The following is a 23,190-nucleotide window of genomic DNA, read 5'->3' on the forward strand; positions in this document are numbered from 1 at the left end:
GGTGTCACGATCACCGCGCCCTCCGGCGACTAGCTCCCCTCCACCGCCGCCGCCCACCGACGACCTCGGTGGGCGGCGGGTGGTGGCGCCCAAGGGTGAGAGTGATGACGTCCGATTCAATTGACGGCCGGTCCCGGATTGCCGTCGCGGGTGATCGGCGTGGGTCGGCCACCGTTGCGAGGTGACGTCATGATCCACCCCGTCCTGCCCGATTCCATGCAGTTCACCCTGGAGGCCGTGGCCGACGGCGACAGCACCATCCAGATCGCCCGTCGCGCGCACGTCTCTCCGAACACCGTCAAGGACCGCCTGCGGATCCTGTACTCCCAGCTCGGCGCCCGGGACCGGGCCAGCGCCGTGTCGATCGGTTACCAGCTCGGCGTCCTGGCCGGTGCGCTGCCGGCGCTGCCGTGCGTGCTGGCCGACGGCGTGCCGCTGGACACCCTGGTACAGGCCCGCGAGGACCTGGGCCTGTCCCAGCCGCAGATCTCCCAGCGGCTCGGCGTGTCACCCTTCTGGCTGGACCAGCGCGAACACGGCAACCGCCGGTTCCCGATCCTGGTGGTGCGCCGGTACGCCGAGATAGTCGGCGTCGACCTGGACAAGCAGGACTGACGGTATGCGGGCGGGGGTCGCGGCGGCGGCGCCCGCCCGTCTCGTCATGCGCACATCGTCGGATTCTCGACGCGTGGGACAATGCCACCGCACGAAATGCCGACCGGCGGAAGAGGTACCTACGGATGGTGGAACTGCCGGCGGAGCTGCGGGCCGGCCTGGTGACCGCGGTCGAGGGGGTGCCCGGGCAGCGGCTCGCACAGTCCGTGGGACGGCTCATCGAGGCGTACCGCTCCGGCCGTCCACCCACCGCGCCGATCATGGCGTCCGGACTGGACGTGGCGGCGTATGCCGCCTACCGGATGCCGGCCACCTTCGCCGCGGTCCGCTCCGCGCTCGGCCAGGTCGTCGAGTCGTTCCCCGGCTTCGACCCGCGGACCCACCTGGACGTCGGCGGCGGCACCGGCGCCGCCACCTGGGCGGCCGCCGAGACCTACCCGGGCCTGACCGGGGTCACCGTGCTCGACCAGGTGGCCGGTGCCCTGGACGTCGGTAGGAAGCTGGCTGGTCTGGCGCCATGGCCGGCGCTGCGGGCCGCCGCGTGGCAGCACTGGTCGGCCGATACGGAGGACGACCTGCCGGCCGCCGACCTGGTGACGGTGTCCTACGTGCTCGGCGAACTGGCCCCGGAGGCCCGCGACCGCCTGCTGGAGCGGGCCGCCCGCGCGGCCCGGCTGCTGGTGGTGGTCGAGCCCGGCACCCCGGCCGGACACGAGCGCGTCCTCGAGGCCCGGTCGGCGCTGATCAAGTACGACTTCACCGTCGTGGCGCCGTGCCCGCACCAGCACGACTGCCCGCTGGCCGGCACCCGCGACTGGTGCCACTTCGCCGCCCGGGTCAACCGGAGCGCGATCCACCGCCGGCTCAAGCAGGGCGAGCTGGGCCACGAGGACGAGAAGTTCTCGTTCGTGGCCGCCGCCACCGAGGCGACCGGCGACCGGCCCGGCGGGCGCGTGCTGCGGCATCCGGCGTTCCGCAAGGGCATGGTCACCCTCCAGCTCTGCCGGCCGGAGGAGGTGGCGCCGCGGATCGTGTCGAAGCGCGAGGGCCCGCTCTACCGGGCCGCCCGCGACGCCGCGTGGGGCGACGCCTGGCCGCCGGCCGGCACCTCAGCGTGAGGACGCCGGCGGCGCGGTGCTCGCCCGCACGGTGAGCGTGGTCGCCAGTTCGAGGCGCGGCTGGGTCGCCTTCTCGCCGCGGCCCAGCGCCAGCGCCAGTTCGGTGGCGGCCGACGCCATCTCGAGCAGCGGCTGGCGCACGGTGGTGAGCGGCGGGTCGACCAGGTCGGTGATCGGCAGGTCGTCGAAGCCCACCACGCTCAGGTCGTCGGGGATGCGCAGGCCGAGCGTGCGGGCGGCCTGATACACGCCGAACGCCTGCAGGTCGTTGCAGGCGAAGATCGCGGAGGGCCGGTGCGGGCGGCGCAGCAGGTCGAGCGCCGCCGCGTGCCCGCCCGCGCGGTGCAGGTCGGCGAGCACCACCAGGCCGGGGTCGACCGGCAGCCCGGCCGCCTCGATCGCCGAGCGGTAGCCGTCGCGCCGGGCCCGGCAGCACAGCACGCCGTCCGGGCCGCCGACCATCGCGATCCGGCGGTGCCCCAGCTCGATCAGGTGGCGGGTGGCCGACCGGCCGCCGGCCCAGTTGGTGGCGCCCACGAACGGCACGTCTTCGGGCAGCTCCCCGGTCGGGTCGAACACCACGAACGGGATGCCCCGGGCGCGCAGCCGGCCGCGCTGCTCGTCGGAGAGCTGGGCCACGGTCACCACGCAGGCCGGGCGGCGGTCGAGCGTGTCGTCGATCCAGTAGCGCAGGCCGCCGTGCTGCGGGCCGAACTCGGTGAGCAGCAGGCCCACCCGCTGCCGGCGGGCGACCCGCTCGACACCTCGGATGATCTCCAGACCCCACTGGTGCTCGAGGTCGTCGAAGACCAGCTCCATGGTGTTGCTGCGGCTCGGCGAGGTCTGCTTGCGGTAGCCGTACTGGCTGATCAGCGCCTCGACCCGGGACCGGGTGTCGGCGGCCACCCCGGACCGGCCGTTGATCACCTTGGACACGGTGGGTACCGACACGCCCGCGGACTCGGCGATGAAGGAGATCGTCACCGGCGTGTCCGGCGCGACGGTTTCGGCCACTGGCTCGGTCACGGCGACAGCTTAGCGGCGACCGGCTCGTAGTCGAGCCAGTCGAAGCGGACCGTGCCGAACGCCGCGTACATCCCGATGACCCGGCCGGTGAAACCGCCGGCCACCTCGGTGGACAGGTAGCGGCCGTCGAGCTCGGCGAGCACCTCGTAGACGCCGTCGGCATGCTCGACGCCGAGCCGTACGATGTCCGGCTCCTGGCACGGGTGCCAGTACTCGGCCGGCGCGGCCAGCACGTCGATGCCGAGCCGCACGCGGGTGGCGGACACCGGCCGGGTCGCCACCGCCCACCGCATCGAGCCGATCCGGGCGATCACCCGCACCTCGCCGCCGCCCGCTTCGATCTCGTAGTGGTGCCGTTCGTCGAGGCGGATCGCCAGCCCGCCGCGGCCGTCCCCGGTGTCGATCAGCGTGCGCACCCCGCAGGACGGGTCCTGCTGGCGGCGGCCGACGAAGGTGACCTCGGGCCGGTCCAGCGACTCGTCCCGGGCGTGCAGCGTGAGCCAGCCCGGCCGCTCGGTCAGCGACCAGTACTTGCGCGGCCGGGACCGCACCGAGACCCAGCGCGGGTGCAGCCGGTCGGCGTCGAAGTCGTCGCGGGGCGGCGGCGCGGCGACCGGCCGGGCCGGCCACGGCGGCGCCGTCATGACCGGGGCCAGTTCGCCCACCACCGGCCACCCGTCCACCCAGCTGACCGGGGCCAGGAACGTCTCCCGGCCGAGGACGTGCCAGCCCGGGGTGCCGCCGCCCGGCCGTACCCCGAGCAGCACCATCCACCACGAGCCGTCCGGTGCCTCGACCAGGTCGGCGTGCCCGGTGTTCTGGATCGGCTTGTGGGTGCCGCGGTGGGTCAGGACCGGGTTGGCCGGCGACGGCTCGAACGGCCCGTACGGCTCCGGGCCGCGGGCGATCGACACGGCGTGCCCGCGTTCGGTGCCGCCCTCGGCGATCAGCAGGTACCACCAGCCGCCGACCCGGTACAGGTGCGGCGCCTCCGGGGCCTGCGCACCGGGCGCGCCCGACCACAACCGCTGCGGCGGCCCGAACACCTGCCCGGTCCACGGGTCGATCCGCACCTGTTCGATGCCGGCGTACGTGCACCAGCACCGGCCGTCGGTGTCCCAGGCCAGGTCCGGGTCGATGCCGGTGACGCCGGGCACCGGCACCGGGTCGGACCACGGCCCGGCCGGGTTGGTGGCGGTGCAGATGATGGTGCCGCCGCCGGGGCCGACGTTCGTGACGATCAGCCAGAACCGCCCGTCGTGGTGCCGCAGCGTGGGCGCGTAGATGCCGCCGGACGACGCCGTGGCGGCCGGCATGCGCAGCTGGCTGGGCCGGTCGAGGGCGTTGCCGATCTGCTCCCAGTGCACCAGGTCGCGGCTGTGCAGGATCGGCACGCCGGGCCAGTATTCGAAGCTGGAGCAGGCCAGGTAGTAGTCCTCGCCCACCCGGCAGATGCTGGGGTCCGGATACATGCCGGCGACCACCGGGTTGGTGAAGGTCCCGTTCGGCCAGCCCGGGAGGGATCGGGTCATATCTGGAAACTTTCTGGTACAGATCGAGGACGTTTCCTCCGCAGGCTAGTGAAGGTCATCAATTTGGTCAACGGCCCGTGCTGATCATCTCGCCCTCGGTATGCGTCTCTATCAGCCTTGATTTATGAGCATCGATGGGATGAGGGCTTGCTGTTCGGTCCGGAAAGTTTCGCTGTTCAATAGAAAGTTTCTGATGTGCGGCTGCGGTCGGCGTTTCTACTGCCGATTGAGTAGTCCGTCGTGGAGCCCGGTCGAGACCATGGTGAGCCATTACGTGCACGCCCGGCACGGCTGGCTGATCCCGGTCGCGCTGCTGAGTCTCGCGGCCGGATCGGCGTTGCTGGTCCGGCCGCTGGCCAGCCGGCTGCTCGGCGTGTGGACGGCGGCGGTGCTGGTCTTCGCCGTTGGTGATGTGCAGGACGGTCCGTCGCTGATCGCCGGAAGCCTGATCGGGCTGATCGAGCGGCTGGCCCTGTGGAGCTACGTGGCGTGGCTGGCTCTCGCGGCCGTCACCCTGTCGACGCCGGCCGGCAGGACCTCCGAGATGGCCGGCCAGTCCGGGTCGGGCCGGTAGTCGCACCAGGTGCCGTCGAACGGGAACGCCCCCGCCTCGACCAGCTCGATGACTTCCCGGCCGGCCCGGCGCACCCGATCCTCGTCGTCCACCCAGTACGCGTCCGGGAACCGCAGGCGCGCGGTGAACAGCTCCTCGTCCTTCCACTCCCAGCTGCGGTCCGGCTGGACCACCACGTCCAGATCCCAGTCGGCGGTGTCGATGCCGGTGAACCCGGCGTCGCGCCAGACCACGGACGGGGCTTCGAGGTTGGCGTACCACCGGTAGAACGTGCCGTCGGCCCGGAAGAACCACCGGATCGAGTAGTCGGCGCCGCACGGGTGCCAGCTGAGCAGCCCGTGGTCGATCCGGTGGGTGGCCGGAACCCGTCGCGGCGTCCCGGACCATTCGGGCAGCGGGGTCGCGCTCATGTTCCGCCCGTCCGGCATGTCGAAGTGCCACCCCTGGGTGCCGGCCGGCGCCCACAGCAGAAACCCGTCGTTCCGGTTCTCGGCGACCTGCAGCGGAAACACCATGCCGAGCTGGTCGCGCTGAAGGTGGCGCAGGTAGACGGTTTCCCCGGGAATCATGCCGCGAGGTTAACCAGCCCACCCCGAAATCCCGGTGAACCCTCCCGCCCGAGGCGGGTAACGTGCGCCGGATGGGTGACGAACCGTATCTCCTGACCGTCCGCCCCTGCCGCGAATCGGACCTGCGGCTGCTGGAGCAGACGGTGCCGACCGGCTATCACGAGGCCCGGTTCGCCCGGCCGGGCAGCGCATATCTGGTCGCCGTCCGGGGCGGCGCACCGGTGGGTGCCGGCGAGCTGTGGTGGCACCCGAAGGAGCCGGCGGTCCGGGAACGCTTCCCGGACTGCCCCGAGATCAACGGGCTGACGGTCGGGGTCGCCCATCAGTCCCGTGGGGCCGGTACGGCCCTCGTTCAGGCTGCCGAACGCCTGGCCGCCGAACGGGGCCGGGTCCGGATCGGGCTGGGTGTGGACGATCAGAACGTGCGGGCGGCGGCTCTCTATGGCCGGCTCGGCTATGTGGACGTGGGCTGCGAGTATCTGGACCGTTACCACTACCTCGATGATTCGGGCGCTCGGCATGAGGTGGCGGACGCTTGTCGTTTCCTGGTCAAGGCTCTCGCCGGATAGGCCGTGGTCGTGCGGCCGCCCTCGCCGGTCGATTTGGCCGGATTCGGCTGAGGTCCGAGCCCACGTCCCGGGGGCGCCGAAATCGTGACCCGGACTCGTGTGGTTGGCCGTTCCACGATTCGGCATCGCGCGCTGCACAAATGCCGCCTTCCACCTTTTTGGGGCGTGCTTGTGGCTTGCGCAGCCGGACAATGTGGAGTTCGTGTTCGAGGGGGACGTTCGAGGGGGGCAGCAGTTCCACAAGATCGGCCGCGGGGCGAGGGCGGGGCGGGCGCCGATGGTGGAGACACGGGGCGGGGTGCGGAGGCACGGGGGTGTCAGACCGCGGCCACCGACTCCGGCGACCAAAAAACACCAGGCCGGGAACGGGTCCCGGCCTGGTGCATGCTGACACTGATCAGCTGACACTGATCATTTGTTGCTGGCTACCTCAGAGCGAGACCTTGCCGGCACCCGCGCCCGAGGACACGACCGACTTGATGCTGGACGCCGCCTCCAGGCTGTAGGAGTACGGGATGCTGGCGACGCTGCCACCCTGCTGGCCCGAGCCCGAGCCGGTGAAGTGGTTGTTGCGCGCGACCAGGGTGCCCGGGCCGGAGTCGCCCTCGCCCAGGTGGAACGGGTCGTCCACGTTCTCGAAGTAGTTGCCCTCGACCAGCACGCCGGCGCCCTCGGTCGACGCCACGCCGTATCCACCGTTGCTGCGGTAGAAGTTGTTGAAGACGTGGACCGGGTTGCCGAACCGAACCCGCGGGTGACGCTGGTTCGAGCCGTCGAAGTAGTTGTGGTGGTAGCTCACGCGCAGGTGACCACGGTCCTGGCTGGCGTTGTCATCGCTGTGGCCGAGCAGCATCGACTTGTCGTGGCCGAACACGTGGTTCCACGACACGGTGATGAAGTCCGAGCCCCGCTTGATGTCAACGGCACCGTCGTACCCGTTGGTGAAGCTGTTGTGGTCGATCCAGATGTTCGTCGCCGACTCCTGGACGTTGATCGCGTCGTCGCCCCAGCCACGGAAGGTCAGGTTGCGGATGATGACGTTGCGGTCACCGTTGATGTTGAAGCCGCAGCCCGAGATCGTGGCGCCGGAGTTGCCGATGATGGTCTTGTTCGACCGCACCCGCAGCATGCCGGAGCAGGAGATGGTGCCGGACACCCGGATGTTGGCCGCCGCGGTCGAGCTGAGCGCGGAGGTCAGCGCCGAGGCGCTGGTGACCGTGGTGGTGGCGGCGCTGCCGCCACCGGAGGTGCCGCCGTTCTGCGTACCCCAGCCCACGTGCACGGTGGATTGCAGGATGCTGGGTGCAGCGGCGGTGGCCTCGGCCTCGGCGCTCGCCAGGTTGGCGACGGTGAGGCCGGCGCCGACGACGGCAAGCGCGATGGTGCTTGCTCCGGCGCCGAGGACGAGACGGCGCACGTTCTTGCGCATGGTTTCTCCTTGGTCCTGTGGGGGGTGTAGACCGCGGCGCTCCGGGGAACGGATGGAGGGCGTCGCGGCACTTCCGGCACGCGACCGTGCACGGTCACGGACGACTTGCGTCACCGCGGACCGATGTGGCCCCTATGCCGGTGTTACCTAGGCAAGCGCTTTCCCGTTAACAGGGGAACACAGATAACCATCGATGTTAAGACTTTGGCGTTTGCAGGTTATTTGCAGTGGTTTCCGCAACCCCGGCGACGGTGGCGGGCAACCCGCGGCGACGGTGGCGGGCAACCCACCGCGGCGGCGGTAGGCAAGGTCGCGATCAACCCGCCGCCGCGGCCGGGTGAGTAACCACCAGAACCGGCCGGGCGGACTGCTTGATCAAATCCAGCGGAACGCTGCCGAGCAGGCGTTCCGTCATCTTGGCGTGGTGGCTCGACCCGACCACGATCAGGTCGGCCCGCTCCCGCTCGGCGAAGCCCAGAATCGCCGGCACCGCCCGCCCGGGCAGCAGCGTGGTGACCACCTCGATCCCGGCCTCGGCGATGCGCCGGGCGAGCGCCTCGGCGGACTCGCGGGCCTTGTCGGCGAACACCTCGCGCGGCGCGCCGGCGAAGCGTTCCAGCTCCACCTCGTCCGCGGCGACCACCGCGACAGTGGCTCCGGTCTGCTTGGCAAGGCCGATCACCGCGTCGGCGATCCACGGCTGATCGGCTCCGGGCTTGGCGGCAACGACGATGCGCATGTCTCGCAGTGTGTCTCGACTCGACAGATCAGGCAATCTGTACCACGCTCCGGATATGGCGGACGAGACGGCGGGCGCCGTGACGAGGGAAGAGACTGAGGGCGAGCCGGCCCTCAAGCGGGTCATGGGGCCCGGGCTGCTGCTGCTGTTCGTGGTCGGCGACATTCTCGGCACGGGCGTCTACGCGCTCACCGGCCGGGTGGCGAACGAGGTGGGCGGCGCCGTCTGGCTGCCGTTCCTCATCGCGTTCCTGGTCGCGCTGCTCACCGCGTTCAGCTACCTGGAACTGGTCACCAAATACCCGAGGGCTGCCGGCGCCGCGCTCTACACGCACAAGGCGTTCGGCATCCACTTCCTCACGTTCATCGTCACCTTCGCGGTGATGTGCTCCGGCCTGACCTCGGCGTCCAGCGCGTCCAAGGCGTTCGCCGAGAACTTCGGCGAGGCGTTCGACCTGACGCTCGGCGAGGGCATCGGGCTGACCGCGGTGGCGCTCGGGTTCATCACCCTGATCGGCCTGATCAACTTCCGCGGCGTCGGCGAGAGCGTGAAGCTGAACGTGCTGCTGACCGTCGTCGAGCTGTCCGGCCTGCTGATCGTCATCTGCATCGGCGCGTGGGCGCTCAGCGGCGGCGACGGCGACCTGTCCCGGCTCACCGACTTCAAGTCGGCCGAGGGGGAGAGCCCGTTCTTCTCGGTCACCGCGGCCACCGCCCTCGCGTTCTTCGCCATGGTGGGCTTCGAGGACTCGGTCAACATGGCCGAGGAGACCAAGGATCCGGTACGCATCTTCCCCAAGGTGATGCTGGCCGGGCTCTGCATCACCGGCCTGATCTACGTGCTGGTGTCGATCTCGTCGGTGGCGCTGGTCACACCTGAGGAGCTGGGTGAGGGCGATGCCCCGCTGCTCAAGGTCGTCGAAGCGGGCGCCGCCGCGTTCCCCCTCTGGATTTTTGCCTTCATCACGATGTTCGCGGTGGCCAACTCGGCGCTGATCAACATGCTGATGGCCAGCCGGTTGCTGTACGGCATGGCAAATGAGCGGGTGCTGCCCAAGGCGCTCGGCAAGGTGCACCGCACCCGGCGGACCCCGTGGGTGGGCATCGTGTTCACCACCGTGATCGCGTTCGGGCTGATCTGGTTCGCCGACCTGACCGCGCTCGGCGGCACCACCTCGTTGCTGCTGCTCTGCGTGTTCACCGTGGTCAACGTGGCGGTGCTGGTGCTGCGCCGCGATCCGGTGGAGCACAAGCACTTCAAGGCGCCCACGGCGATCCCGGTGATCGGCGCGATCGTCTGCGCGTACCTGGCCAGCCCGCTGTCCGGCCGGTCCGGCGACGACTACCGGGTGGCCGGCATCCTGCTGGTGATCGGCGTCGTGCTCTGGCTGGTCACCTGGCTCGCTAACCGGCAGCTGCAGCGCCAGACCTGACCCTCACGCGAGCCCGGACTCCTTGGCGAGGATGGCGGCCTGCACCCGGGAGGTGCAGCCGAGCTTGGCCAGCACCCGGGACACGTGCGTCTTGGCGGTCGCCTCGCTGATCGCGAAGGACGTGGCAAGTTCGGCGTTGGACAGACCTCGGCCGAGCGCAGCGAGCACGTCCCGCTCCCGGGCGGTCAGGCTTTCCAAAGCAGGGGTGGTACGCGCGGCGGCCGGCGCCGGACCGGCGGTGGCGAACGCCGCGAGCAGCCGCCGGGTCACCTCGGGCGCCACCACGCCGTCGCCACCCGCGACCCGGCGTACCGCAGCGACCAGGTCGCCCGGCTCCACCGACTTGAGCAGGAAGCCGGCCGCGCCCGCGCGCAGCGCGCCGAACAGGTATTCGTCCACGTCGAACGTGGTGAGCACCAGCACGTCGGCCAGCCCCGCCGAGGTGATCACCCGGGTGGCGCTGATGCCGTCGGTGCCGGGCATCCGGATGTCCATCAGCACCACGTCCGGGCGCAGCGCGGTGGCCTGCCGGATCGCCACCGCGCCGTCGGCAGCCTCGGCCACCACCTCGATGTCGCCGGCCTGCTCCAGCATCAGCCGCAGGCCGGCCCGGATCGCGGCGTGGTCGTCGGCCAGCAGGACCCGGATCATGACAGCTCCTCGGGATGCAACGGCAGGGTCGCGTGCACCCGCCACCGGTCGCCCTCGCGCCCCGCGGTCAGCTCGCCGCCGAGCAGCGCCGCCCGCTCGCGCATCGAGGTGAGGCCGGTTCCGGCGCTGAGCGCCTGGTGACCGAGGCCACCGGCGCGGGTCAGGGTGTTCGTCACGGTCACGCTCACCGTCGCCCCGGCCTCTTTCACATCCAGCCGTACGTGTGAAGCCGGCGCATGCTTGCGCGCGTTGGTCAGCGCCTCCCGCACGATCCGATATGTGGCCTGTCCGACCAGCACCGGCAGCTCCGGCACGTCTCTCGTGTGCACCTCGACCCGCAACCCGTCGGCGGTGGCCGCGTCCACCAGTTCGGGCAGCCGGTCCAGGCCGCCGGGCAGGGCCGGATCGGCCGCCGGCGCCGCGTCGGCGCGCAGCAGCATGATCATCGAGCGCATGTCCTCGAGGGCGGCCAGGCTGCTGGTGCGGACCGCCCGGAGCGCGGCACGGTCGCGTTCGGTGTCGGGCGGAGCCGCCAGGGCCGCGCCCGAATGGATGGCCGTGGTCGACAGGTGGGCCGCGATCACGTCGTGCAGGTCGCGGGCCATCGCGGCGCGCTCGGCGACCACGGCCTCGCGCGCGGTCCGCTCGGCGGCCAGCTGGCCGAGCCGGCGCTGCTGGCGGATGTTGGCCGCCCACCACAGCGGCACGAACAGCAGCGTCGTCAGCTGGAGCGCGATGAAGACCGCGATCCGGAACTCGCCGGCCGCCAGCCCGCCCACCACGCTCGCGGTGCCGATCAGCACGAACACCACGGTGGTGACCGCGTGCCGGGCCCGGGCCGTGGCGAACACCCCGACCGAGAAGATCAGGTCGAAGACGACCAGGACCATCGCGATGCTGCCGCCGACGGCCAGGTCGGCCGCAGCCACCACAGCGCCGGCCCCGAGGGCGCGCATCGGGTGCCGGCGCTTGCCGAGCATGGCGAGGCAGCCGGCGGCCAGCAGGACGGTGTGCGCCCAGCCGGGCCCGTCGAACCGGGGCGCGCCCCAGATGCCGGTGAGGCCGACCAGGTTGAACACGGCGCCGGCCGCGAACGTGCCGGCCGCGGCCGTGCGGTCCTGGAGCCGCTCGCTGCCGCGCCACCGCTCGACGAGCCCGGCGATTGTCACGGACCCATCCCATCACGCGCCGGACCAGGGCGGCGTCCGTCAAAGGTTGTACGCGACCGAGCCTCGGACATCCTTCGGCCGACGCGCCGGGCGGCCCGCGTACCGGATGGTTTGAATCATGGATCTTGCTCTCCTCGGCTCGCTCGTCGTGCTCGCGTTGATCGACTCGACCAGCTTCGGCACCCTGCTCATCCCGGCCTGGCTGCTGATCCACCCCGGCCGGGTGCGGGTCAGCCGGATGCTGGTCTTCCTCGGTACGGTGGCCGCGTTCTACTTCGTGGTCGGGGTCGCCGTCGCGCTCGGTGCCGACGCCTTCCTGCCGCAGATCACCCGGGTGCTGGAGACCGAGCCGGCCCGCTGGACGCAGCTCGTCCTCGGCGTGGGTCTGTTTTTCCTGAGCTTCCGGCTGGACCGGAAGAACAAGAAGACCCAGCCCGGCGGTGGCCGGGTGGCCCGCTGGCGGGAACGCACGATGGCCGAGGGCAGCGGGGTCACGGCGCTGGCCGGGCTGGCGCTGACCGCGGCGGCGCTCGAGGTGACGACGATGCTGCCCTACCTGGCCGCGATCGGGCTGATGACCACGTCGTCGCTGGCCCCGGCCGAGATCGCGCTGGTGATGGCCGGGTACTGCGTGGTGATGATCCTCCCGGCGCTGGTGCTGATGCTGGCCCGGATGGCGGCGGGGGACCGGGTGATCCCGGTGCTCACCCGGTTCAGCGACTGGATGGCGCGCAGCAACGCGGTGTCGTGGATCGTCGGGATCGTCGGCTTCCTGCTGGCGAGGGACGCGGCGGTGGCGCTGGGCTTCGTCGGCACCTAGTGGCCGCGGAAGGCCTCCGCCAACCACCAGGACGGGTGGCCGGCGGCCACTTTCAGGTCCAGCACCATCGGCACGCCGCGCGGGCCGTCCACCCACTCCTTGACCGGGCCGAGGTCGGCGGGTTTGCGGACGGTGAGCGCGGCGCAGCCGTGACCACGGGCGATCGCCGCCAGGTCGGTCTCCGGGAAGCGCACGGTGTCCAGCGGGTGCCCGCCCGGCCCGAAGTGGTGCACCTCGGCGCCGTACGCCTCATCGTTGTAGACCGCGATCAGCATGCCGAGGCCGAGCCGGCGCACGGTGTCCAGCTCGGCGATGCTCATCAGGAAACCGCCGTCGCCGCACGCCGCCACCGGCAGCCGGTCCGGCGCGGCCAGTGCGGCGCCGATCGCGCTGGCCAGGCCCAGCCCGATCGACTGGAACGCCTGGGTGAAGCAGAAACCGCGGTGGTCCGGCACCGACAGGAACATCGACGGGTAGCCCATGAAGTTGCCGGAGTCGACCGCGATCACCCGCTCGGCCGGCAGCAGGTCGTCGAGCGCGATGCTGGCCGTGCGCGGGTCGACGAGCCGGTCGTCGCCGTCGTCCCGGTAGGGCACGTCGCGCCACCGGGTCGCCCGCAGCGGCCCGGTGCGATAGCCGGCCGACTCCTGGGGGAGGGCGGCGCGGACCGCCACCGCGCTGGACCGGACGTCACCGGCAATCGCCAGGTCAACCCGGTGGTGCACGCCGAGCGCGGCCGGATCGAGGTCGACCTGCACGACCGTGGCGCCGCCGCCGAGCAGTGCGCCGTGCCGGGTGGTCCACATGTTCAGCGACGCGCCCCAGGCCACCACCACGTCGGCCTGCCCGATCAGCTCGGCGGCCAGCGGGGTGGCGAACCCGCCGGAGACGTCCAGGTCCCACGGGCTGCCGGCGAACAGGCCCTTGGCCGCGGCCGAGGTGGCCAGCAGGGCGCCGCACCCGTCGGCGAGCGCCTCGATCTCGGCGCGGGCGTCCCGGGCGCCGCGGCCCGCGATGAACACCGGCCGCCGGGCGTTCGTCAGCAGCCCGGCCAGGGTGGCGACCGCATTGTCGGAGGCGCGCGGCGGCTGCACCGCGAGCGCGACCGGCGGCGGCGCCAACTCGGCCGGCTGGGCCTGCACGTCGAGCGGCAGATTGAGCAGCACGGTCCGGCGGTCACCGGTGGCCAGGTGCCAGGCCCGCGCGGCGTCGGTCACCGCGGTCGAGGCGCCGCGTACCCGCAAACTCTCCGCACCGACCGCGCGGGCCAGCGCCTCCTGGTCGACCCGGAAGTTCGAGGCCGGCGCGGTCGCCTCGGCGGCCAGCACCACCATCGGGGTCCGGCTCTTGGCCGCCTCGGCGATGCCGGTCATCGCATTGGTCAGCCCGCAGCCCTGGTGCACGCTGACCAGGGCGGCCCGGCCGCTGACCCGGGCGTACGCGTCGGCCGCGGTGGCCGCACCGCTCTCGTGCCGGGTGGCGATGAAGCGCGCCCCGGCCGCCACGAGGGCGTTGGTGACGTGGAAGTTGCCGCTGCCGACCACGCCGAACACGTGGTCGGCGCCGAGCCCGGCCAGGGTCGCGCCGACCACCTCGGCGACGGTGCCGCTCATCGTTCCACGAGCGCCAGCACGCGGGTGGGGCTGCCCGAGCCGCCGACGATCGGCAGCGGCGCGGCGACCACGACCGCGCCGGTGGGCGGCAGGTGGCGCAGGTTCTGCAGCTGGGTGAGGCCGTACTTGCCGGCCCCGAGCAGGAACGAGTGGCACGGGAACGGCGGATCGAACGAGTGCGCCGCGCCCGCGTCGGTGCCCACCGTCTCCACCCCGATGCCGATCACCGGGGACTCCTCGGCCAGCCACTTCGCGGCCTCGACCGAGACGCCCGGGGTGTGCGGGCCGGTCTCGTTGGCGTTCAGGAACTCCTGCTGGTCGCCGGACCGGGCGTCCCAGCCGGTGCGCAGCAGCAGCCAGCCGCCGTCGGGCAGCGGGCCGTGCTGCGCCTCCCACTGCCGGATGTCGTCGACCTCGAGCAGGAAGTCGGGATCGGCGGCGACCCGCTCGGCCACGTCGATGACCGCGGCCGGCGCGATCAGCCGCTGCGGGCTGACCTGCGAGACGTCGTCCTGCTCCCGGCCGGTGACCCAGTGGATCGGCGCGTCGAAGTGGGTGCCGGTGTGCTCGCCGGTGTGGATGTTGTTCCAGTACCAGGCCGGCCCCCGGTCGTCGTACCTGCTGATCTCCTCGAGCCGGAACGGGATGGTGTTGGCGAACGGCTCGGGCAGCAGAAGGATCGGCGTGTCGCCGGAGAGTGGCGCGGTGAGGTCGAGGACCTCGACGCTGCCGCCACGGATTGCGGAAACCAGTGCCTGGAGGATGCTCACGGTGCCGATTCTGCCCTGCCCAGGACCGAAGTCCCAGTTCAGATCGCGTTTCCGGCCGGCGTGCCGCCTCACCCACGGTCATCGGTGGATCGTGGCTCGGTGGCCAGCCGGCAGAGAAGGCGCACGGTCGACCGGTGGTGGACCTTGTCATCGACCAGATTGATGCCCCGCAGCGCGGCGGTGTTCTTCGTGGCCACCCGGAACATCTCGGCCCGGATCAGCAGCTGCAGCCAGTCGTCGGCCGTCCCGAGGGCCAAGGCGTCGCCCGCGCTGACCCGGCCGGTGTCCAGTCCGTCGACGGCGACGACCGCCGGGGCCCAGGTCTCCGGGCGCCAGTACGGCGGCCAGTCGATGACGGCCGGTGGCAGGCCGGCGGCGAACAGCACGTTGCCGGCCAGGTCGGGGTGAATCAGCTGGCAGGGAGCGGTCAGGGGGGTACGGACCGCGGCCAGCCGGTGCAGCAGATCGGCGTACGGACCGTCGGTCGCAGGCGCCTCCTCACCCCAGGCGATGCGGTCGGCGTACCGCCACGGATCCTCGCAGCGGTCCAGCAGATCCGGCCGTGGCACCGCACGGAGCGCCTCGTGGAACGCCGCCCCGGCCGCCGCGATCTCATGGATGCGCCAGTCGGCGGCGGCACCCTCGACCCATCGCCATGCGGTCCACCCGTCGGCCACCCACCCGTCGGACTGGGCGACGGGACGGCTCACCCGGAAGCGGCCGTCCTCGACGAGCGCCGTGAGGGTCTCCGCGCACCATGCGGCCAGCGCGGGATCGTCCGTCGGCTTGAGAATCAGCTCGCCGGCCCGCCATGTCACGCCCTGTCCACCGGGGACGGCCACCGCCGGCGTTCTGGCGCCGAATGCGGCAAGCACCCGCCGGGACGGTCCCCGCCGGCCGGTGATCATGCAGGTCGGTCCTCGGCGCCGATACCCAGCGCTTCGTCGATGCGGGCGAGTTCCGCACCGCTCAGCGTGGAAGCGGCCGCGCTCGCGCTGTCGATGATGGACCCCGGGCGACTCGCGCCCGGGATCGGAATGGTGACCGGCGCGAGGGCCAGGTGCCACGCCAGGCAGACGCGCTGGGCTGACCAGCCACGCTCCGCGCCGATTGCGGCGAACACCGAGGTGCCGGCCGGCTCCGTGCCCCGCACGCGCAGACCACCGAGCGGAGCCCACGGCAGGAAGGCGATGCCCGCCGCGGCACAGTGCCGCAGCTCGGCGAGGCCGGCCAGCGATCCGGGCGACAGGCGGTTCTGCACGCTGACGACCGCAACGACCGTGCCGGCTTCGATGATCTGCGGGACGGTCACGTTGGAGAGGCCGACCATGCGCACTTTGCCTTCGCGCTGCAGCCCGGCCAGGGCGCCGACCGCGTCGAGGAACGGGACGGCCGGATCGACCGCGTGCAACTGGTAGAGGTCGATGTGGTCCCGGCCGGTCGCCCGCAACGACGCTTCGCACGCCAGCCGGAGATGCTCCGGACGGCCGTTCGCGTGGTAACCGCCGTCGGGTGTCCGATACTGGCCGCCCTTGGTGGCGACGACGACGCCGGACGCTTCGGCTCCGCGGGCCGCCAGCACCTCGCCGATCAGGCGCTCGTTGTGACCTACCTCGCCGGGACCGATGCCGTAACAGTCGGCCGTGTCGATGAGGGTCACGCCGCAGTCCAGGGCGGCGTGGATGGTGGCGACGGACTGCGCCCGGTCGGGGCGGCCCTCGACCGACATGGGTAGCGCGCCCAACCCGATCGCGCCGACGCCGACGTCACCAAGTTTCCTTTGTAGCACCCATTCCCCCCAGCCAGAATCCGGACGGCGCCTCACCATCTTCGCCAGAAACTTCAGACGCCGACGATCATCTCCGCGGATTACCCGGGCTGCGGGCGGATACCGAACGGAATTGCGTTTTCCGGCGTCCGGTCAGGATAGCCAAAACACGTTCACCTGGCCACCGCAGACCTATTTCCAGGTCAGGTCGACGACCGCAGGAGGGCCCGTCAAGTGGTGGTTCTGTGGTGCGGACCGGCCGCCGAGGAGCCCGCTTCCCATTTATCGGGAATTTGATCAGTCGAAACGCCGATGTCCCCGCACCGTTGGCGGGCGCTGGTGGCCGGCTGCTCGTCATGCGCATCCCCGCACGTGCGCCGACCCCACCGCGCCGGGCCGCGACCGGTTGCCGGACAACCCCGCCCACCTGCGTCTGCGACCGGAAGCCGGGCCTCGCGGCTCGGCGTGCGCCGGTCGGTGAGGCTTGACAATCAGACGGCTCGGGTGCTGCGATAAGAGCCAGATGGCAGTCAATGGGTGTGGCGCGGCAGAAGTAGTTTGGGACCGCTCCCATCAACGCGGCCATCAATGCTTACGATAACGGGGGTTCAAGTGAGCGAATGCCAGATTTGTCGAATAAGCGTCTGCCTGCGTGTGCTGGAAAGTCGCTGATCCCATTGACCGGGGCACTCCGGTGGAGAAGCTCGCCGGCGTCATACATTTCGCTGTACCGACCGGTCTCGCCGGCTGAGAAGCGGTCGGCCGCGGGTGCTGGTTGAATGAGCCGATCCACGGTTTCTGCGGAATGGGAAATTCGCGAGGGGACGGCCGCGCGGTCGATCTTCGATGCGGATTGGGATGCGCTGGCTCGCCAGAATCCGCATGCCACGGCATTCCAGTCGGCGGCATGGCATCTGGCCTGGACCGGATCCGTCGCCGCGGCGGAGGGCAAGACCCCGGTGGTCATCCGCTTCCTCGTCGACGGAAAGCCGGCGGCCGCCATCGCCCTGCAGTACGGGGACCGCGACGGCGTACCGGTGGTCTCCCCGCTGACCTCCCCATGGGCCGACTATCACGACGCGGTGGGAATGCTCGCCGCCGAGCCGGTGCGGCACCTCGTGCCCCAGGCGGTTGCGGCGGTGGCTCGCGCACACGGCGGACGGGTGGAGCTGACCGAGGTGATTCGCGGTGGACTGCTCGACCAGGTGCTGCCGGCGCAGCTCGTCCGGCACCGCGGCACGCCGGTGTTCGGCATCGATCTGACCTGCGCGGAGCACCTCCGGCGGGTAGCGGAGACGAAGGAGCATGTGGTCAAGGAGAGGCGGCTGGCGCGGATCGGGGAGGTCACCTGCCGTCACTTCACCGCGGCGGACGAGATCGAGTCCCGGTTCGACGGGCTGGTCGGACTGCACCGCCGGCAGTGGGAGGGGCGATCCAACGCCGTCGCACCGTTCGACAACGACGTCGAACGCGGATTCCGGGCCCTGATTCGGCACATGGCACCGGCCGGGCAGATCGTCCTCACCGAGTTCCGGGTCGGCGGATCGCTGCTGGCGAGCTATTTCGGCCTGCGGTGGAAGCATTGGTACGGTGCCTACCGAACGGCGTATGACGCTACCTTCCGGCGCTATTCTCCCGGGCATCTGATGCTGCGCGCGATGATTCGCGACTTCGCGGACACCGGAGTGACCATTTTGGACCTCACCCGAGGCTCCTACCCTTACAAGGAGGGGTATGCGAACCGGGCCGGGCACAACACCACATTTGAGTTTCATGTGCAGGACATCGTTTAGTGAGCTTCCACTCCGGATGAGGGAGGTGGCTGTGTAACAACTGATGGGCTCCTGTCGTCTCCCCGCGTGCCAGGAAGGCCCGGCGTCGGATCTGCACTCCAGATAAGCTCTACTTTCGCAGAGAGGCGAACCTCGAAGGCATGCGCTTTTTGATTACCGGAATCACTGGTTTTGTCGGCCCGCACCTGGCGGATCTATTGGTTCGCGAGGGGCACGAAGTACACGGTCTGGTGCGCTCCACGAACGGGCGTGAGGACGACATCCGCGACGTCATGCCGGATGAGACGTTCAGCGAGCTCCGGTTCGTACTCGGCGACCTGATCGACATGGAGTCCTGCGTCCGTGCCCTCCGGACGGCCGAGTTCGACGGGGTGTTCCATCTCGCGGCGCAGAGTCACCCGCCGACCAGCTTCGCCGACCCCCGCGGCACCTTCGTCACGAATGCGATCGGCACGGTCAACCTGGCCGATGCCATTCGGACGGTGTCTCCGTCATGCCGGATGCTGTTCTGTTCGACCTCCGAGGTGTACGGTGCGCCGGATCCGGCTCTCGGCCTCATCAGCGAGGCGTTTCCGATCGCTCCGGTGAATCCCTACGGCGTGAGCAAGGCGTCAGCCGACTGCTACGTCCGCGAGCGCGCGATTTCCGAAGGACTGCCGTTCTTCGTGACGCGGGCGTTCTCGCACACCGGTCCGCGGCGTGGTCGCTGCTTCTCGATCGCCTCGGATGCGTACCAGATCGTGCGGATCCTCAAGTCCTACCAGGAGCCGGTGATCCGGGTCGGCACGCTGTCGAGCGCCCGCGCGGTGGTCGACGTGCGGGACATCAGCCGCGCGTACTACCTGTTGATGCAGCATGCGGTTCCCGGCGCCGCATATAACGTCGGCGGGGAGGAGGTATTCACCATGGGCGAGTTGCTGGACCGGATGTTGGACATCGCCGGACTGGGTGATCAGGTCGAGAAGCGAGTCGATCCGGCTCTGGTGCGCCCCATCGACATTCCGGTTCAGACCTGTGACAGCAGCCGGTGCCGGGACCTGACCGGCTGGCAACCGTCGATCAAGATCGACCAGACGCTCAGCGATCTCATCGAGTACTACGGGCGGAAGATCAGTTAGTCATGTCCGGTACTCGCCGTGCGCTGATCGTGCTGAACTCCGGTATCGGCAACAACGTCATCGCCGCTCCGGTGCTGGAGGCCGTCGACGCGGTAGGGGTGTTCGACGAGTACCACGTCCTGTGCCATCAGCCGTTTCTGCCGGAGACGCTGTTGCGGCACGTCCGGGTGCCGGGCCTGCGCGTCGCGCAGTTGCCCGGGCTCACGCGGCGGTTCCGGCCTGAGGACTGGGACGGGATCTTCGCCTATCTGCGCGAGTCGGGTATCGGCGTGGTGCTCAACGCCCGGCTGGAAATCGCTTCGCTGGACACCAACTACCTGAGTTTCCGCGAGGTGGCGGCCAGCCGGTCGATCGAGTGCTGGGATCTGCACGAGGACGGCATGTGGGAGGCCGGCAGCATCGGCCAGCGCATCGTCGCCCTCCTGCGCCGCCACGGCGTCGCGTTGCCGGATCCCCGATGCGACTGGTTGACCCCGTTGCGCCGGGCGCCCGGGACGTCGATCGGATGCTTCGTAGGCGCGAGTCGCGGGGTGAAACGCTGGCCGGCGCAGGCGTGGATGGACACCGTCACACGCATCCGGCAGCGGGGCTGGCCGGTGGAGGTCGCCGCCGGACCGGACCGGGTCGAGCGGAAGCTTGCCGGCACGATCGTCGAAGCCCTCGGCGATCCGATGGTGAGCCTGCTGCCGGCAGTCGACCTCGAGGGGTTCGTCAACTGGCTGGCCGGGTTGCGCGGACTCGTTGCCGGAGACACCGCAGCGACACACCTCGCCGCTGCCGCCGTCACCCCGGTGGTGAGCCTGCACCTGGCCACCGCCTCGGCGGTCTGGCGTCCGCTGGGCGACCTCACCCGGCCGATGCAGAGTCCCCTGGCATTGCGCTGTCGGGCGATGAAGCGCGACGGCACGTGCACCCGTCTCTACCGGGGATGTCCGGCGCCGTGCCGAAAGGGAATCACGCCGGACGAAGTCGTGCAGGCCCTCGACGAATTGTGTCCCGTTCCCCTTGAACTACGACATCGCAAGGAGTGACGAATGGCTTCTCCGCAGACCGCCGATAGTTCATACGACGTAACGTCGATCCTACTTTCCGGCTGGACCATGACTCGTGAGCCGGACGAGGTCGCGGCGCGGATCCTCGGATCGTTCACGAGCCGGCCGGTTGCCGCCGCCGGCGATCGGAACTGGCATGCGGTACCCACCACACCCGGCCTGCCGATCGGCCCGCCGAGCGCATTGCTGGGCGTGAAAGGCCCGGTTCGCACGCCGGTGGAGTACGTTCCGGGATCGCAAGGGCTTCGGATGCCCCCGGACGGGCTTGACCACGTCGTCCGGCGACTGTCTCCGGAGCCGGGCTTCTGGGTGCTCATCGATGCCCGCTGCTGGACCCGGTTCTCGGCCGGCGATGTCTCCGAAGTCAGTTTCTGGCAACCCACCTTCGATCTGGAGATGGCCCGATGAACTCGATCGACGATCAGATCTACAGCCTGCAGACACTCGGCTTCGCGTACTTCCGTCAGGCCATTCCGCCGGACCTCCTGCGGCGCGTCAAGCAGACGATCGCCGATCTGATCGCGCAGGAGGAGCGGACGCTCGGCGTCGACCTGCTGGAGAGCATCGACCAGCGCGGCGCCATCCGGAATCTCTGCGACTGCGATCCGGTGTTCTCCGAGTTGGCCGACATGAACCCGGTGTACCCGGTGGTCGATCAGGTGGTCGGCGAGGTGTCGATCGCCGCGTTCGACGCCCTCGGACTCATGCCCGGTCGCAGCCGGTTTCCGTGGGACTTCCACACCGACCTCATTCCGTTCAACCGGACGGCCAATCCGCCGGAGAACTCGTTCGGCGCCACCTGTCTGTACTACCTCGACGACGCCGGCCCGGAAACCGGTGCCACCTGGATCGTGCCGGGCAGTCAGCGCTGCATGCTGCCCGATTTGCCGGTGGAGTTGATGGAGCAGCGCGCCGAACAGGTCGTGGTCCAGGCCGGTGACCTGGTGCTTTTCGATGCCAGGCTGTGGCATTGCACGAGCTTCAACGCCGGGACCAACACGCGATGGATCATCAAACAGATGATGATCTGGCCCTCGCTGCGGCCCATGATGGACTACACCCGGGCAGTCCGGCCCGAGGTCAAGGCCGGCCTGCCGGACCGGGTGCGCCAGCTCATCGGGACCGCGCCGCCCGCCTCCGTGGAAGAGTTGCGGGGACTCACCGAGGTCGGCGGGATGCACTGATCTAGATGGTCCGGGCCGGGTCATCCCCGCTACCCCCTCCACCCGCCGGCCGCTCCGTCCTTCCGGCTGCCGCCGCCGGCGGCACTACGATCGGCGGGCCAGCCAGCCGCGGCACGTCCGCATGGCGTGGCCGAACGCGGCGGTGCGGTGGTGCGGTGCGGCATGCGGTTCCAGCGTGATCGCGGTGACCCGGTCCACCAGCCCGGGGAACAGGCTGCTCCAGGGCACCACACCCTCGCCCAGTGGACAGGTGCTCCACCAGGCGGGGGCATCGGGGTACGCCGTCCATCCGTCGAGGGCCGCCTGCTGGCTGACGACGGGCACCACATCCTTGACGTGGGCGTAGCGCACGGCGTCGGCGAGCAGGTCCAGGGCTCCCGGTACGTCCTGGACGCCGGCGCACACCATGTTCGAAGCGTCGAAGTTGAGTCCGAACGCGGGGTGGTCGATCGTGTCGACGAGGCGTCGCAGGCTTTCCGGGCGCCGGCTCGGATCGCCGCGGTGCGGGTCGTGTCCGAAGGCGTCGAACTCGTTCTCCAGCACCACGGTCAGGCCCAGCTCGGACGCGAGATCCAGGCATCCCGCGACGTTGCGTGCGTACCGGTCGATGGACTTCCGGTCATCGCGCCAGCCCGGGCCGCCGAAGTACGTGTTCGTCACCGGCGCACCCAGCCGGTGGCCGACGTCGATGGCGGCTCGGAGCAGGGCGATGTCCCGGTCCACGTCGGCTTTGCCCAGTTCGCTGCCGCTCGAGACGCATGCCACCGGGACACCGGAGTTCCGCAGCATGCGGATGTCGGCGGGAACGTCGTCGCCGAAGTTCTCGGGGTACCACACCTCGATCGCGTCGGCACCGGTCACCTCGGCGTCAGCGAGCAGCCTGGTCAGCCCGTGCGGCTCCGTGACGTACTCGGTGCCGGAGATGCTCACCGGGGGGTGCGATCGAGGTGTGCCGGTTTCGCCGGTCAACGGACGCGGTGGTGGTCGTTGCCGGTCGGGGCGGAGGGCACCGGCGGTGGCCCGATCAGCTTGCGCAGCGCCGCGATGACCTCCGGAGTGGACGCCGGATCGTTGCCCATGACCCGTTCACACGTCGGCAGTTGGAGTTTTTCGGTGCGGAGCAGCGGCTGGTCGCCCGTCAGGACCAGGGGCCGGGAGGTGTCGAGTGCCAGCGCTATCTCGAACAGTGTCCCGAATCCGCCGTCGAACGCCACGATCGCGCAGCCGGCCCAGTTCAGTGGCACGCTCCGGGAGAGGTCCAGCGACGTCGGCAGGGCCCAGGTGACGTACGGCGAGCAGTTGTCGATGTGCGCCTCCTTGAGAAAGGCGAGGGTCACCCCGCCAGCCTCCACCGCTCCCTTGCAGGCGGCACCGCCCACACCGTCGTCGCCTCCGGTGGCCACCCCGTAGCCGAGGAGGGCAAGCTCACGTCCGACCGCTTCGGCGAACTCGAGGGTCCGGGAATCCCGGATATTGACGCGACGACCGCCAATCACCGCAACCATTTGTTGTGGAGTCACAGGTTGTCCGTACCTTCCTGGAAGATTTCGGTCAGAAAGCCTTTACAGGCGAGCGCTGTCAGCACGTTAACGGTGCCCGCTTGGTGCCGTCAACATCGATTAATCGTTGGTTATGGTGTGTCTGTGTAG

At 70.4% G+C, this 23,190-nt stretch carries 24 protein-coding genes; 11 read left to right on the forward strand and 13 right to left on the reverse strand.

The window, feature by feature from the left end:
• The first annotated feature begins 189 nt into the window (after nt 1-189).
• Nucleotides 190-615, forward strand: coding sequence for a helix-turn-helix domain-containing protein (locus tag Ari01nite_RS13240; protein ID WP_203781503.1), 426 nt, complete (start codon nt 190-192; stop codon nt 613-615).
• A 125-nt stretch (nt 616-740) separates the two neighbouring features.
• Nucleotides 741-1,733, forward strand: a complete 993-nt coding sequence (locus Ari01nite_RS13245) for a small ribosomal subunit Rsm22 family protein (protein ID WP_203781504.1) — start codon at nt 741-743, stop codon at nt 1,731-1,733.
• Here the strand turns inward: Ari01nite_RS13245 and Ari01nite_RS13250 are convergent.
• Nucleotides 1,725-2,759, reverse strand: a complete 1,035-nt coding sequence (locus tag Ari01nite_RS13250; RefSeq protein ID WP_239162720.1) for a LacI family DNA-binding transcriptional regulator — start codon at nt 2,757-2,759, stop codon at nt 1,725-1,727. The two genes, Ari01nite_RS13245 and Ari01nite_RS13250, sit on opposite strands and share 9 nt — an antisense overlap.
• Nucleotides 2,756-4,291 (reverse strand): glycoside hydrolase family 43 protein, encoded by a 1,536-nt coding sequence (locus Ari01nite_RS13255; RefSeq protein ID WP_203781505.1) that lies wholly within the window; start codon nt 4,289-4,291, stop codon nt 2,756-2,758. Before Ari01nite_RS13255 ends, Ari01nite_RS13250 begins: the two co-directional genes overlap by 4 nt.
• Before the next feature lie 262 nt (nt 4,292-4,553).
• Here Ari01nite_RS13255 and Ari01nite_RS13260 point away from each other — a divergent pair, with 262 nt between their 5' ends.
• Nucleotides 4,554-4,865, forward strand: a complete 312-nt coding sequence (locus tag Ari01nite_RS13260) for a hypothetical protein (RefSeq protein ID WP_203781506.1) — start codon at nt 4,554-4,556, stop codon at nt 4,863-4,865.
• Here Ari01nite_RS13260 and Ari01nite_RS13265 read toward each other — a convergent pair.
• Nucleotides 4,772-5,434, reverse strand: a complete 663-nt coding sequence (locus Ari01nite_RS13265) for a ribonuclease FAU-1 family protein (protein ID WP_203781507.1) — start codon at nt 5,432-5,434, stop codon at nt 4,772-4,774. The genes Ari01nite_RS13260 and Ari01nite_RS13265 overlap by 94 nt on opposite strands.
• A gap of 71 nt (nt 5,435-5,505) precedes the next feature.
• On the opposite strand from Ari01nite_RS13265, the gene Ari01nite_RS13270 reads away from it, so the two are divergent.
• Nucleotides 5,506-6,003, forward strand: a complete 498-nt coding sequence (locus Ari01nite_RS13270; protein ID WP_239162721.1) for a GNAT family N-acetyltransferase — start codon at nt 5,506-5,508, stop codon at nt 6,001-6,003.
• A 430-nt stretch (nt 6,004-6,433) separates the two neighbouring features.
• Here Ari01nite_RS13270 and Ari01nite_RS13275 read toward each other — a convergent pair whose 3' ends face one another.
• A complete protein-coding gene (locus tag Ari01nite_RS13275; RefSeq protein WP_203781508.1) occupies nt 6,434-7,432 on the reverse strand; it encodes a pectate lyase family protein in 999 nt (332 codons plus the stop codon).
• Between the two features lie 316 nt (nt 7,433-7,748).
• Nucleotides 7,749-8,171 (reverse strand): universal stress protein, encoded by a 423-nt coding sequence (locus Ari01nite_RS13280; RefSeq protein ID WP_203781509.1) that lies wholly within the window; start codon nt 8,169-8,171, stop codon nt 7,749-7,751.
• Between the two features lie 55 nt (nt 8,172-8,226).
• Here Ari01nite_RS13280 and Ari01nite_RS13285 point away from each other — a divergent pair, with 55 nt between their 5' ends.
• Nucleotides 8,227-9,603: an APC family permease gene (locus Ari01nite_RS13285; RefSeq protein ID WP_203781510.1), complete on the forward strand. Its 1,377-nt coding sequence runs from the start codon at nt 8,227-8,229 to the stop codon at nt 9,601-9,603.
• Nucleotides 9,604-9,606: 3 nt separating this feature from the next.
• Here the strand turns inward: Ari01nite_RS13285 and Ari01nite_RS13290 are convergent, their stop codons facing one another.
• Both Ari01nite_RS13290 and Ari01nite_RS13295 read right to left on the reverse strand, forming a co-directional pair.
• Nucleotides 9,607-10,254, reverse strand: coding sequence for a response regulator (locus Ari01nite_RS13290; protein ID WP_203781511.1), 648 nt, complete (start codon nt 10,252-10,254; stop codon nt 9,607-9,609).
• Nucleotides 10,251-11,423, reverse strand: coding sequence for a sensor histidine kinase (locus Ari01nite_RS13295; RefSeq protein ID WP_203781512.1), 1,173 nt, complete (start codon nt 11,421-11,423; stop codon nt 10,251-10,253). The genes Ari01nite_RS13290 and Ari01nite_RS13295 overlap by 4 nt, the downstream gene beginning before the upstream one ends.
• A gap of 118 nt (nt 11,424-11,541) precedes the next feature.
• Between Ari01nite_RS13295 and Ari01nite_RS13300 the strand changes: the two genes are divergently transcribed.
• Nucleotides 11,542-12,243, forward strand: coding sequence for a GAP family protein (locus tag Ari01nite_RS13300; RefSeq protein ID WP_203781513.1), 702 nt, complete (start codon nt 11,542-11,544; stop codon nt 12,241-12,243).
• Here the strand turns inward: Ari01nite_RS13300 and Ari01nite_RS13305 are convergent.
• From Ari01nite_RS13305 to Ari01nite_RS13320, 4 genes are all read right to left on the reverse strand, one after another.
• The gene (locus Ari01nite_RS13305; RefSeq protein WP_203781514.1) at nt 12,240-13,856 is read right to left on the reverse strand and encodes a thiamine pyrophosphate-binding protein; all 1,617 of its coding nucleotides are present in this window, start codon (nt 13,854-13,856) and stop codon (nt 12,240-12,242) included. The genes Ari01nite_RS13300 and Ari01nite_RS13305 overlap by 4 nt on opposite strands.
• Complete coding sequence (locus Ari01nite_RS13310) at nt 13,853-14,626, reverse strand: cyclase family protein (RefSeq protein ID WP_203781515.1); 774 nt, start codon at nt 14,624-14,626, stop codon at nt 13,853-13,855. The genes Ari01nite_RS13305 and Ari01nite_RS13310 overlap by 4 nt, the downstream gene beginning before the upstream one ends.
• A 68-nt stretch (nt 14,627-14,694) precedes the next feature.
• The gene (locus tag Ari01nite_RS13315; RefSeq protein WP_203781516.1) at nt 14,695-15,534 is read right to left on the reverse strand and encodes a TIGR02569 family protein; all 840 of its coding nucleotides are present in this window, start codon (nt 15,532-15,534) and stop codon (nt 14,695-14,697) included.
• On the reverse strand, nt 15,531-16,454 hold the full coding sequence (locus Ari01nite_RS13320) for an aldo/keto reductase (RefSeq protein ID WP_275410847.1): 924 nt from the start codon (nt 16,452-16,454) through the stop codon (nt 15,531-15,533). Before Ari01nite_RS13320 ends, Ari01nite_RS13315 begins: the two co-directional genes overlap by 4 nt.
• Nucleotides 16,455-17,173: 719 nt before the next feature.
• On the opposite strand from Ari01nite_RS13320, the gene Ari01nite_RS13325 reads away from it, so the two are divergent.
• From Ari01nite_RS13325 to Ari01nite_RS13345, 5 genes are all read left to right on the forward strand, one after another.
• Nucleotides 17,174-18,187, forward strand: a complete 1,014-nt coding sequence (locus Ari01nite_RS13325) for a GNAT family N-acetyltransferase (RefSeq protein ID WP_203781518.1) — start codon at nt 17,174-17,176, stop codon at nt 18,185-18,187.
• A gap of 140 nt (nt 18,188-18,327) precedes the next feature.
• Entirely contained in the window at nt 18,328-19,305 is a 978-nt protein-coding gene (locus tag Ari01nite_RS13330; protein WP_203781519.1) for a GDP-mannose 4,6-dehydratase, read from the forward strand.
• Nucleotides 19,306-19,376: 71 nt separating this feature from the next.
• The gene (locus Ari01nite_RS13335; protein WP_203781520.1) at nt 19,377-20,336 is read left to right on the forward strand and encodes a glycosyltransferase family 9 protein; all 960 of its coding nucleotides are present in this window, start codon (nt 19,377-19,379) and stop codon (nt 20,334-20,336) included.
• 3 nt (nt 20,337-20,339) lie between these two features.
• Nucleotides 20,340-20,765, forward strand: a complete 426-nt coding sequence (locus Ari01nite_RS13340) for a hypothetical protein (protein ID WP_203781521.1) — start codon at nt 20,340-20,342, stop codon at nt 20,763-20,765.
• A complete protein-coding gene (locus tag Ari01nite_RS13345) occupies nt 20,762-21,541 on the forward strand; it encodes a phytanoyl-CoA dioxygenase family protein (RefSeq protein ID WP_203781522.1) in 780 nt (259 codons plus the stop codon). The genes Ari01nite_RS13340 and Ari01nite_RS13345 overlap by 4 nt, the downstream gene beginning before the upstream one ends.
• 84 nt (nt 21,542-21,625) lie before the next feature.
• On the opposite strand, the gene Ari01nite_RS13350 is transcribed toward Ari01nite_RS13345, so the two are convergent.
• Nucleotides 21,626-22,471, reverse strand: a complete 846-nt coding sequence (locus Ari01nite_RS13350) for a sugar phosphate isomerase/epimerase family protein (RefSeq protein WP_203781523.1) — start codon at nt 22,469-22,471, stop codon at nt 21,626-21,628.
• A 35-nt stretch (nt 22,472-22,506) separates the two neighbouring features.
• On the reverse strand, nt 22,507-23,046 hold the full coding sequence (locus Ari01nite_RS13355) for an SLOG cluster 4 domain-containing protein (RefSeq protein WP_203781524.1): 540 nt from the start codon (nt 23,044-23,046) through the stop codon (nt 22,507-22,509).
• Between the last annotated feature and the right edge of the window lie 144 nt (nt 23,047-23,190).

Origin of the sequence: Paractinoplanes rishiriensis (genome assembly GCF_016862375.1) — a bacterium.
GTDB classification, from domain to species: domain Bacteria; phylum Actinomycetota; class Actinomycetes; order Mycobacteriales; family Micromonosporaceae; genus Actinoplanes; species Actinoplanes rishiriensis.